General features: G+C 44.8%; 8 protein-coding genes. All 8 read right to left on the bottom strand.

Translation table 11 applies throughout. The features are described from left to right. Nucleotides 1-57: 57 nt before the first annotated feature. The 8 genes from purF to AC27KT_RS18325 all read right to left on the bottom strand — a co-directional run bounded on the left by purF (nucleotide 58) and on the right by AC27KT_RS18325 (nucleotide 11,490). Nucleotides 58-1,581, bottom strand: coding sequence for an amidophosphoribosyltransferase (gene purF / locus AC27KT_RS18360; RefSeq protein WP_487132319.1), 1,524 nt, complete (start codon nucleotides 1,579-1,581; stop codon nucleotides 58-60). Nucleotides 1,582-1,595: 14 nt separating this feature from the next. Continuing rightward, nucleotides 1,596-2,084 (bottom strand): CvpA family protein, encoded by a 489-nt coding sequence (locus tag AC27KT_RS18355; RefSeq protein WP_014949942.1) that lies wholly within the window; start codon nucleotides 2,082-2,084, stop codon nucleotides 1,596-1,598. Nucleotides 2,085-2,240: 156 nt separating this feature from the next. After that, nucleotides 2,241-2,864, bottom strand: a complete 624-nt coding sequence (locus AC27KT_RS18350) for an SPOR domain-containing protein (protein WP_487132316.1) — start codon at nucleotides 2,862-2,864, stop codon at nucleotides 2,241-2,243. 46 nt (nucleotides 2,865-2,910) lie between these two features. Further along, nucleotides 2,911-4,242 (bottom strand): bifunctional tetrahydrofolate synthase/dihydrofolate synthase, encoded by a 1,332-nt coding sequence (gene folC, locus AC27KT_RS18345; RefSeq protein WP_487132314.1) that lies wholly within the window; start codon nucleotides 4,240-4,242, stop codon nucleotides 2,911-2,913. Continuing rightward, entirely contained in the window at nucleotides 4,242-5,087 is an 846-nt protein-coding gene (accD, locus tag AC27KT_RS18340) for an acetyl-CoA carboxylase, carboxyltransferase subunit beta (RefSeq protein WP_136782920.1), read from the bottom strand. The genes folC and accD overlap by 1 nt, the downstream gene beginning before the upstream one ends. 283 nt (nucleotides 5,088-5,370) lie before the next feature. Beyond that, complete coding sequence (locus tag AC27KT_RS18335; protein ID WP_487132312.1) at nucleotides 5,371-6,183, bottom strand: hypothetical protein; 813 nt, start codon at nucleotides 6,181-6,183, stop codon at nucleotides 5,371-5,373. Between the two features lie 27 nt (nucleotides 6,184-6,210). After that, nucleotides 6,211-7,005, bottom strand: a complete 795-nt coding sequence (gene truA, locus AC27KT_RS18330) for a tRNA pseudouridine(38-40) synthase TruA (RefSeq protein ID WP_487132310.1) — start codon at nucleotides 7,003-7,005, stop codon at nucleotides 6,211-6,213. Between the two features lie 204 nt (nucleotides 7,006-7,209). Then, the gene (locus AC27KT_RS18325; RefSeq protein ID WP_487132308.1) at nucleotides 7,210-11,490 is read right to left on the bottom strand and encodes a FimV/HubP family polar landmark protein; all 4,281 of its coding nucleotides are present in this window, start codon (nucleotides 11,488-11,490) and stop codon (nucleotides 7,210-7,212) included. Between the last annotated feature and the right edge of the window lie 426 nt (nucleotides 11,491-11,916).

Below are 11,916 nucleotides of genomic sequence, written 5' to 3'. Positions count from 1 at the left end.
GAAAAAGCCGCTTTAAAAGCGGCTTTTATCGTTCACTATTTACACATTTCAAAGATGCTAATCAGCGGAATCAATATTATGTACATCAAGGTTGCTAAGTTCAGCCTGAACCACTGGTGCTTTTCTTGACGCTTCACCGCGCGACATATCAATTCGCTCCAAGTACTCTTGGTCGATATCAGCAGTAATGTAGTTGCCATCAAACACTGACGTTTCGAAACGCTGAATAGTTTCGTTCTCTTCGCGAACGGCATCAACCAAGTCAGAAATGTCTTGGAAAATAAGGCCATCAGCTTGGATTAGTTCTGCAATTTGGTCGATTTCGCGGCCATATGCAATCAGTTCGTTCGCCGATGGCATATCAATACCATACACATTCGGGAAACGAATTTCTGGTGCAGCTGACGCAAAGTATACTTTCTTCGCCCCTGACTCACGAGCCATCTCAATGATTTGACCAGATGTAGTCCCGCGTACGATAGAGTCATCGACAAGTAGTACACTCTTACCTTTAAACTCAGATGAGATTGCGTTTAGCTTACGACGTACTGATTTTTTACGCATGGTTTGGCCAGGCATAATGAAAGTACGGCCAATATAACGGTTTTTAACGAAGCCTTGGCGATACGGCAACTCAAGCGTGTTGGCAATTTGAAGCGCCACATCCATTGACGTTTCAGGAATAGGAATCACCACGTCGATATCAAGATCTGCCCACTCACGCTTAATTTTTTCACCTAGCTTACGGCCCATGTTTACACGCGATGCATAAACTGAAATCCCATCAATAAAGCTGTCTGGGCGAGCAAAGTAAACAAACTCAAAGATACACGGAGAGGTGACTGGGTTCTCGGCGCACTGTTTGGTGTGCAGTTGACCTTCTTCGGTAATAAATACCGCTTCACCTGGCATTACATCGCGAACAAATTGGAAGCCAACAGCATCAAGTGCCACGCTTTCAGATGCCACCATCCACTCTTCACCTAACTCGCTCATACGCTTTCCTAGCGCTAGAGGGCGTATACCGTGCGGGTCACGAAACGCGACAATACCTTGGCCGATAATGGCTGCAACGACTGCGTAGGCACCTCTGATCTTTTTGTGAACTTTCGTTACAACTTCAAAAATGTGCTCAGCACTTACGCTTAAACCCGCTACTTGCTGCAGTTCGTGCGCAAGAATGTTAAGCAATAGCTCGGAATCTGAGGTGGTGTTGATATGTCTGCGTGCAATGCGAAATACTTCTTCCTGTAGCTCATGGGCGTTGGTGAGGTTGCCGTTATGAGCAAAAGCAATACCAAAGGGTGAGTTTACATAAAAAGGCTGTGCTTCTGCAGAGCTTGATGTACCCGCAGTTGGGTAGCGAACGTGACCAATGCCCATGTTACCAGACAATCGTTTCATATGGCGGGTATGAAACACGTCTCGAACCAAACCATTTGCTTTGCGCAAATTAAACATATTTTGGTCGATAGTCATTATGCCTGCGGCATCCTGTCCACGGTGTTGAATAACCGTTAGACCGTCGTACAGTGACTGAGCTACGGGCGTTTTACCAACTATTCCGACTATACCACACATGTGCGTTACCTATTTCAAGCGGGATTTAAGAAACTGGAGGAGTCTTTCACATAGCTGAAAAACCACTCTATGATGACACCAAACTCGGGAATGAGCACCGATGCTTGCCACCAATCTGAGGAGGCTGCACCAGTAAAGGTATCCATAAAAAAGAGCAATGCGCTAACTATAAGCACGCCACGCAGTGCGCCAAAAACTATACCGAGGGCCCTATCTGTTCCAGATAGCCCTGTAGCCTGAACCAATTGGCTAATCACGTAATTGATCATGCCGCCGAGAATGAGAGTGGTGACAAACAATGCTGCAATTGCAGCACCGTTTTTTAAATAAGGGTCGTCAATGGCTGTGAAGTAAACGGCGAGGTCAGCGTAGAAATTACTTGAAATAAAGAGTGCAGCAAACCATACCACTAACGAGATGGCTTCTTTAACAAACCCTCTTATAAGGCTTATTAAGGTAGATACCGCAATGATACCCAGTATGGAAAAGTCTACCCAGTTCATCGTCTCTTTATTGCGTTGATGTTGCTTTTTATTGTAAAGCAACGAGCCTTTGGCGAGATGGCGCGCATTCTAACAGAAGATAAAAATATTACTAGTCTGTAATGCAATCCCTGCTCCCCTTTCAGTAAACGCGTTTCATTATAAAATGTATATGGCCTACTCAACTTTGAACGTGGTCACTTTACCTTTAAGTTTCGTGAGCTCTTTTAAATGGGGTAGTGCCGATTCCAGTTTTTTCTTGTCTAAATCTGGGCCAACAAAGACTTTATTGAGTGGGCCAGAGCTGGTTTGAATTTTGCGACTAAATGCGCGATATCCAGCCTTTTCTAGCTTAGCTAGCAGTGCCTTCACGTTTTTCTCGTGACGGAAACTACCAAGTTGAATAACCCAACCTGCATCATCGTCGGCAGCATCACTTTTTGTGTCTACAACCGTTTGACTCGCTAGCTTGTCCTCTTCTTCAAAGGCTTTAACCGCTGGCGCTTTTGCAACAGAAGCTTCGTTGGAAGTACCATTGTCGTCAGCGCCTGAAGAAACTGGCGCATCATCTAATGCCGTTTCATCTTCAATTTCAACCGCTGGCACAGCAGCTTTCGCTACCCGCTCTGATGGAAAAGATTCAGGCTCTACGATGGGCTTTTTAGGCGGATTAGCAGGAACAGAGGCAAAGGGTTCTCTGTTTGTTTGCTTTTTGCCATCAAGAAAGTCTGGTAAAAATATAACCGCTAGGGCGACAACAATAATTGTCCCCACCAGTCTATTCTTTAATGCCGATGTCACTGTGCTCTCCTGCTTAATTACACGGTTTTACTCTACAATGCGCGTGTTAGTTTTGCTCAGCAAGTACGTCTGCTACAGTAACGAAAGAACCAAAAACGAGAATAAGTTCACCAGTTTGATAATTTGCAAGCGCGCGCTGATATGCCGAGGTCACGTCCTGAAACGTGTCTATATTCTCTATGGTTGTGCCGGCATTAACAAGTGCATTTTCAAGTACCTCTGCCTCACAGCCCCGAGGACCACTTGTTGACGCTACGTACCACTTGGCATTAAGTGCCGCCAATGGCGCTAAGGTCTCTGCAATAGACTTATCTTTTAGCATGCCCACCACAATACGCATTTGGCTTATATCATACCGATTAAGCCAATCTTGCATAGCTGTTGTAGCCTGTGGATTATGGGCAACGTCTACAACCACTAGGGGCGATTCACTAATAGTCTGCTGGCGCCCGGGCATGGTGGTGTTCTCAATAATATCTCTTACCACGCTTTCTTCGGGCAGCAAATCTAGCAGCTCCAACGCAGCCAGCGCTGTACTTGCATTTTGAAGTGGAATTTTAGGGTAAGGTAGCGACGTATAACCATTGCTCTTTCCTTTCCAGCTCCACTCACTGTAATCACTTGCTACTACCGTTTCGAAATCTTGTGTAGCCCAACGTACGTTAGCTTGTAGCTCGTTAGCCACATCGTAGAGCGATGATGGAGGAAACAGCTCACCAACCACGGCATTGCCGTTTTTGCGCATAATGCCCGCTTTTTCCCGAGCAATTTTTTCGCGGGTATTACCAAGCCAATCTTGATGGTCCAGATCGATAGTTGTAATAACAGCAAGGTCGGGATCAATAATGTTGGTGGCATCCAATCGTCCACCCAGGCCTACTTCAAGAATGACCACATCAACCGCCCATGACTGCATCATTTTCATGGCAGCCAGTGTACCGAACTCAAAGTAGGTTAAGGTAATGGGTTCACCAGCCGTGCTCTTTCGCGCGTTTTCAACAAAATCGAATGCATTTACAAATTCATTTGCAGGCGGCAATTCGCCGTTGTAACGCACGCGTTCTCGATAGTCGGTTAAATGGGGTGAACTGTATACCGCAACACTTTTACCTTGCGATAGCATGGCCTGTTCGAGTAAGCGACACGTTGTGCCTTTACCGTTAGTGCCTGCAACAGTAATAACCAAAGACTGGCTAAGTGAAAGTGCCATGGCATTCGCCACTGCTTTCACTCTGTCTAGCCCCATATCGATGGCGCTAGGATGAATAGATTCTAGGTAGGATAACCACTGGCTCAGGCTTTTTTGCGAAGGTGAAGACGCTGAGGCGTTTTCTGCGTGTGGCGCTGAGCCAGTATTTAGATTGTTTTCGTTATTCACTAATTCTTATAATGCAACTTTACCAACAGGCTGTGTAATCTATCACGCATATCTCTGCGGTCAACAATCATATCAATTGCACCTTTCTCAACAAGGAATTCACTGCGCTGGAAACCTTCAGGCAGCTTTTCTCTTACTGTTTGTTCGATGACGCGAGGACCCGCAAAGCCGATAAGCGCTTTTGGCTCGGCTACGTTTACGTCACCAAGCATTGCCAAACTCGCAGATACACCACCCATTGTAGGGTCTGTAAGTACACTGATATAAGGCAGGCCTTTTTTACTCATTTTAGCAAGCGCTGCAGATGTTTTAGCCATCTGCATTAGCGACATCAATGCTTCTTGCATACGCGCACCACCACTAGCACTAAAGCAAATAAGCGGCATATCGTTTTCCAAGCATGCATTAACAGCAGCAACGAAGCGAGCACCGACTACCGATGCCATTGAGCCGCCCATAAACGCAAACTCAAAACACGCAACCACTACCGGCATACCTTTTAGCTTGCCCTGCATTACCACTAGCGCGTCTTTCTCGTTCGTTGCCTTTTGTGCAGCAACAATGCGATCTTTATAACGCTTAGAGTCTTTGAATTTAAGTACGTCTTGCGGCTCGTGTTCTGCACCTAACTCAACGCGATCACCTTCGTCTAAGAACGCGTCGATACGGCGACGTGCCGTAATACGCATGTGATGGTCGCATTTAGGGCAAACTTCCTGAAGTTTTTCCAGTTCGCTCTTATACAGCACCGCTTGGCATGAACCACACTTCGTCCAGATACCTTCTGGTACGTTACCTTTGGTTGATGTTTGCGTGCGAGGAAGAATTTTTTGAATCCAGCTCATGGAAATTGAATCCTTTGTTTGTTGTTTGCCGACCTTGACGATTGATGTTTGTTCATACTTGTGGTCAACAACACATTAATTTTTTTAAGTTTCATACTGTATTACAAAGAGAAAATACGTAACACAATAGAACAGCTACCTAATATAGCGCGCTATTAGACCACAATACAACGAAATGGAAAAAACAAAACTGGTCTTAGAAGTTGGCAATCCACATTAGTAGTGCAACCGTAGTTAGCTTTTACTTAAGTTACTACTGGTGAGATTTTGTAGAGAGCTGGTTTCACCGAGCACCTTGACATTTAACTTTTGGATACTGGTTAACGCCTGAGTGACGTTCTAGCGATAATTGCCTTTGTCCGCTCTCGACAAAATGCTTTAGTGCACTATCTATTTTATTTTTGATGGTGTTTAAATCAGAACGTATAACAAACACTAACCGAGCCCGATTAACAACATTAGGTGACTGATAGAATTCTGAAGAACAAAATGTCTTGTTAAACATAACAGCACGCGCATTATGTTCATTCATTATCGCAAAGTCACAGCGCCCTTTTGACATCATCATAGCCATTGTAAATTGGCTACTTGAGTCAACCCTCTGAATATTATTTTCTTTTCTCTCAAAAAACGGCTGTAGAACGGGATAAGTAAAACCGTATCTAGTACAAATGCTAGAGGATAAGTTTTCCTCGGGTACAAATGGACCTTCAAAACTTGAAGTTGAGTAGATATAGCTGTCGTGCTTTATCAACTCTTCGCTAAACAAAAAGTCGTTCGGTTTACTTATCCAACTTTCAGAAGATAAAAACAAATCTATCGATGACGACCTTAGCAAATCTTCGCTTCTAGCACGATTCGAATCTAAATAAACAATACGAAACTGATTCGTTAGCTCATCTGAATTGAAAAAATCAACGACTATGCCTTCATAGCGTTTTGAGTTCTCATCATAATATAAATAAGGAGCAGCGCCTGGTGTGTTAACCGCGAAACGTACCTTAGGGGTTTTATCTTTTGTATCGGCACCACACGCTAATGCCGTTAAACACAGTAACAAACTAAAAGTTATTGATAAAAATTGAAACGTGGTCACACTACTTCCTTGTATGCATCGACAGTGCTATGTGCGATCTGGCAAAAACAACGGCCCCAAAGGCCCTTTAGGCAGGTTATGCTCTTCAGGGTAAGTTACGTCTACCAGGTACAAACCATTTGGCTTCGCCGTGGCTGCAGATTTACTTCTATCTTTTAAGCTTAACAAATGACCTATCCAATTTACATCTTGCTCCCCTGCTCCAATCTCAACAAGCGCGCCTGTGATGTTGCGAACCATATGATGCAAGAAAGCGTTAGCGCGAATATCGATAATAACGTATCGCCCTTGGCGATATACGCTTACGTCAGTAACGTTGCGAAATGGCGTTTTACTTTGGCAAAGCGCTGCGCGGAACGAGGTAAAATCTTGTTCGCCTAACAATGCTTGTGCGGCGACATGCATTTTTTTCTCGTCTAATTCGCGGTGAATATGGGTAACCCCGGAATTGAGAATAGCAGGACGCATTTTCGCATTATGAATAACATAACGATAGCGGCGATGGGTAGCAGAAAAACGTGCATGAAAGTCATCGCTGACGTTCTTTGCCCAAGTAACAGCAACAGAGTTAGGCAGATTAGCATTTACGCCGAGTGTCCAAGCGCGCTCTGAGCGTGGTGCATCACAGTTAAAGTGAACCACCTGCCCAGTAGCATGTACACCAGCATCGGTACGCCCAGCGCATTGCACTTCAATGGGTTCGTTGGCTACTGTCGATAGTGCCTTTTCAAGATGTTCTTGAACACTTGGTACTTCACGCTGGCGTTGCCATCCGTATACAGCTGCACCGTCGTATTCAATCCCTAAGGCAATTCGCCCCATATCTGTATTACCCCGTATCTGAAAAGGCGCTAAGTGTAGTCATGTCGCTTGCAACATGCAATGCCGCTAATACGCAAAACTCTTTTAGGTCATAGAATATAAATGTTCATCACCTAAAACAAAAACGGCCTGCATATCTTAGAAATATACTGGCCGTTAAATATGTCAAACGATAGCGCAGTCATGCGCATCAGAGCCGACTACTTAAGCAATATTCGCTAATATCGACGCGGCTTCCTGCTTTTGCTCTTCGCTACCTTCTTTCATTACTTCTTCAAGCAACTCTTTTGCGGCATCTGCATCATCCATTTCAATATAGGCACGAGCCAAATCTAAGTTAGCGTTTTGCCCTGCGTCTTTATCTATATCAATTACCGTATCTTCATCAGATACGCCTGTGAAGTCAGATAAACTCACATCAAGATCTAGCGCTTGGCTATCCGGGTCAATAGCATCTGCATCATCGCCATCGTCCATTAAAGCCTCCACATCAAGGAAGTCTTCTGGTGCCGTTTGCACGTCACTTTCGCCATCGACATCACTAAGTAAGGCAGCAAGGTCTAAATCAGGATTATCAAGCTTAAGATCGTCCTCTTGTGCCTGGTCAGTATCATTTTGTTGAGCACTTTGTTCGTCCTCTTCAATTTCAGTTGGAGTGGCAATATCCAATTCCACATCATCTGGAATTTCAGGGTCGTCTAATTCTATTTCCGAGTCATCTTCTTCAAGGGCGAAAGTATCTTCGTCGTCTTCTTGCTCTGACTCAAAAGTACCGTCTTCGTCTAGCTCAAAAGATTCATCTTCTTCATCTAGTTTAAACGTATCATCGCTGTCGTTGAATCCAAGGTTGTCGTCACTCTCTTCTAACTCGAATGTGGCTTCATCATCTTCGTGTTCAAGTTCGAAAGTATCTTCTTCACCCTCTGATGAAGATGCTTCTGGCTCCTGGCCGTCGTCATCATTTTCAATGTCATTGGTGTCGACATCACCTGTATCGACAATAGCGTCTGACTCGAGACTTTGAAGGAGCTCATCGAATTCCGCACTGTCAAGATCGTCAAGAATCTCGTTGTCGTCAACATGATCGTCGTCATCGGAAGCAGACAGCCAATCATCAAGGCCAGGAACATCGTCAAGTTCGTTAAAGTCTTCTTCGCTGTTCTTATCTGAATCGCTTTGGTTTAAATCAGTTTCTTCAGGTGAACTCGATTCGTCAGCAGCACTAGATTCTGATGATATTTCGTCATCTTCACCGTCTACTACACCGTCAATTTCTTGTTCTAATTCAAAGCTTTCTACTTCGTCGTACGCAGCGTTTAACAGGCTGTCGTCGTATTCATCACTGTCTTCTGCTGAAGCATCTTCAGCTGGCGCTGATGGCTCTTCTCCCGCTAAAGGTTCTTCCTGTGCTGAGGGTTCTTCCTGCGCTAATGGCTCTTCTGTATCCATCTGACTGAACGAAGGAATATCATCCATCATCTGTCTTTCAAACGCTTCTATAGCGTCATCTAGTGGATCGTCTGACGTTTGCCCTGCCTTTTCTTCAGCGTCTTCATCGACAGCTTCGAGATCTGGCTCTACGTCTGTTTCTGGCTGTAGTCCTGCCTCGGCTTCCGTTTCTAGCTCTACTTCATCTTCCGAGTCGGCTTCAGGCTCAGCTTCGAATTCTAGCTCTGATTCTGGCTCTGGCTCAGATTCAAGTTCCGCCTCTAATTCAGGCTCAATCTCAGTGTCTTGTTCTGCATCTACTTCAGTGCCAAACTCTGGTTCACCTTCGGCTTCCGCCTCTGGCTCTACTTCATCTTCCAAGTCGGCTTCAGGTTCAGCTTCAGTTTCAGGTTCAACTTTTTCTTCTGGTTCCTGGCCTTGTTCTGTTTCAGAATCGATATCCTGTTCTAATTCAGATTCAAGCTCAGGCTCAGGCTCAGCTTCAAATTCTAGCTCTGGCTCTGGCTCAGACTCAAGTTCCGCCTCTAGTTCAGGCTCAATCTCAGTGTCTTGTTGTGACTCAACTTCGGTACCAAACTCTGGCTCAGCCCCCGGCTCAACTTCAGCTTTCGTTTCTGGTTCTGACTCAGCCTCGGCTTCCTGTTCGAACTCTGCGTCTGCTTCACCTTCAGGTTCTATTTCAGACTCAAGCTCAGAAAGTAACTCGTCTGTCAGCAAGTCTACATCTTCACTACTTTTAGATTCTTCAGCTTCAAGTTCAGCAAGCAATTCGTCGGTTAGCGGGTCGCTAAAATCATCTTCGCTTTCAGCTTCCTCATCGTTTTCAGGCGTTTGAAGGTCTACGTCTTCATCGTGAGGTTCTGGACTAACATCAGGCTCACCTTCCAACTCTGCTTCAAGTTCTGCGAGTAGTTCGTCGGTAAACGGGTCGTCGAAATCACCTTCATCGTCGGTTTGAAGAGGCAACTCGCCAGACGCGCTTTCATCAGCTGAATCGTCTTCACCCTCTATATGTGCTTGATCCGCTGAAGGCTCTTCACCAAGGCCGTCTTCCGCCTGTAGCTCTGCGATAAGCTCGTCAGAAAGAGGATCACTAAAATCTGCATCCGTTTCTATCTCGTCGGTGATGATCTCATCTAAATCATCAGTAAGGGCATCAAGACTTTGAATAGACTGAGGAGAAGGAGACGGCGAAGAGGTTGTTATCTCTTCTTCAAGGTCATCGTCATCTTCTTCACCTAAACCACCCATCATTTCAATTTGCTCAATCTCATTTAGCAAATCGTCGGTGATTTTATCAATTTCTCTATTTTGCTGATTTATCTCGTCGTCAAGCTTGCTCAGCATATCCTCATTGATAAGGTCGTCATTGCTGTCTAGCTCATCAGTAAGGCCCGCATCAACGCCATGCTCTTCAAGTAAATCATCAATGCTGATCTCAGGCTTATCGTCTTCATCCTCTACCGTTGGCAAAGATGAAACACTTTCTGTCTCTTCGTCACCTTCAGATAAACTGTCTACCGAGCTGGCTAGCAACGCATCAATATCGTCTTCATCGACATTGTCAGATTCCGCAGTTCCGTTTACCTCAGCAAGAATATCGTCAGGATCTACATCGCCCGACTCATCTAGTTGGTCACTTTCAGGCTCTAATGTATCTTGGCTTTGAACATCATCGAGCAAGTCATCTATGTCAAAATCATCGTCATCCGAAGACACAGCCGCATCAGTATCCGCAGCGTCTTGAACACTATCTTCATCAAAGATGTCTTCATCCCCTGACAGGTCAAAGCCTTCAAGGTCGTCTGCGTCGTTTTCGTTTAATACTTTATCTGACAGGTCATCGTCATCAAACAGACTATCTAGTTCACTTTGATCAAGCTCATCATCGCCAGCTTCAAACAAGTCATCACTGCCATCGTCTGGCACCAACATGTCGTCTTCAAGGTCGGCGAAGGTTTCTAGTTCGTCATCTAGGCTTTCTTCTAAATCTGAGGTAAGTACGTCATCAAGTAGGTCGTCGTCATTGAACAAGTCATCATCTGACAACTCTGCTTTATCGTCAAAGTCAGGGGCCAGTGCACTTGAAAGATCGCCTATGTCAGAGTCAGGTACCGGCACTTCATCGTTATCGGCTGTAATCGTAGGTCCAGCCGCAGGCGCTTCTTCAGGCTTACTATTACGTTTTAGCAGCCACAGGATAAGGCCACCTACTAACAATAGCGAAAGAATTGCAGAGCCTATGATTAGACTGAGTGGGCTGGTAAGTGCGCTTAAAAAAGAAGACTGCTTTTCTGCTTCGCGCTGCGCTTGCTCGGCCTTGATCATGTCGAGCAATTCTTGCTGAAGCGCCACTTGCATATCTAGTTGGCTCTTAACATCACCTTCCACTTGCCCACGCAAGGTTTCTAGCTCGCCATTAACGGCCTCAACACGCTCGTACAAGCGTCTGTTTTCGTTAAGAATAGCTTCAACATTTTCCAGTGAGGCTGCAAATTGCATACGCAGCTCGTCAAATTGTCGGGTTTGCTCCTGATCTAAGCGAGTGATTTTCTGCTCAATATCAGTTTGGGTTTGCGTTAAGTCTTGTTGATTGACTAAAGGCGACGCAGGCTTGATATTTCTTACGCTACTGCCAGGTTTATTAAGCATTTCAGCAAATGCTCTATCATCCTGCTCAGCGCGCATCTGGGCTTTTTGCTTATCAATTCTGGCGATATAGCGCTCTGATGGTAGCTTTAATACCGCACCATCAACTAATAGATTTAAATTGCCGTTTTCAAAGGCGTTTGGATTGAGCTCGTAAATGGCGGTCATAACCTGATATACGCTCAGGTTATTATTTTGGCGATAGCGCTCAGCAATACGCCATAGGGTATCGTTGGCGTCGATAGGGCCATATTCTAGGCCTGAATACTGGTCAGTTGCGTCTTTGGGACCTTTTAAGAAGGTAGCGCGTTCTTGTGCATCAACAGTAATAATAGGGCCAGACAAACAAAGTGTTAGTAAAAGTAAGCCCGTCAAATGCAATTTCATAGCAGTCCTATATGCCCTCAAGCGTCTTTACCACCCGAGACGTATGGGCGGATTTTCTAGCCAATCAGTACGGAAGAAAATATTGGCTTTTATTTTTATTCTTAAGCCACCTTGAAACCATTAATAATCAAGCTAGCGTTTTACAGTCTTTATGAACTTAGCAGTAAGATTTATTTGCGCTTTTTAGAGTTCTTACCCTTCGCCTAAGTGTCTGACTGAGTATTGTTTTTAACGTTGTTCTATTCCTAACTTTACAAACTATAAACCAGTTATTAAGGGTGATCTAGTTAGACAGTAGTATTGGAGCACTCTAATGCTCAAATTTTCACTAAAAGCCGTCGAAAGTAGTATCAAGCACTGTCTTTCTATTTCATTGGATACCGCCGCTTCATTGCATTAAATACTTTTTTCAATTGCAGCAGATAT

The organism is Alteromonas sp. 5NW40-0090, assembly GCF_057552975.1.
Note: the sequence above shows the minus strand (reverse complement) of the source record. Positions and strands in the feature narration are given on the sequence as shown.

Coding starts and splice junctions, on each gene's coding strand:
- purF (WP_487132319.1), bottom strand. CDS start 1,581: ATGTGTGGTATAGTCGGAATAGTTGGTAAAACGCCCGTAGCTCAGTCA.
- accD (WP_136782920.1), bottom strand. CDS start 5,087: ATGAGCTGGATTCAAAAAATTCTTCCTCGCACGCAAACATCAACCAAA.
- AC27KT_RS18355 (WP_014949942.1), bottom strand. CDS start 2,084: ATGAACTGGGTAGACTTTTCCATACTGGGTATCATTGCGGTATCTACC.
- truA (WP_487132310.1), bottom strand. CDS start 7,005: ATGGGGCGAATTGCCTTAGGGATTGAATACGACGGTGCAGCTGTATAC.
- AC27KT_RS18325 (WP_487132308.1), bottom strand. CDS start 11,490: ATGAAATTGCATTTGACGGGCTTACTTTTACTAACACTTTGTTTGTCT.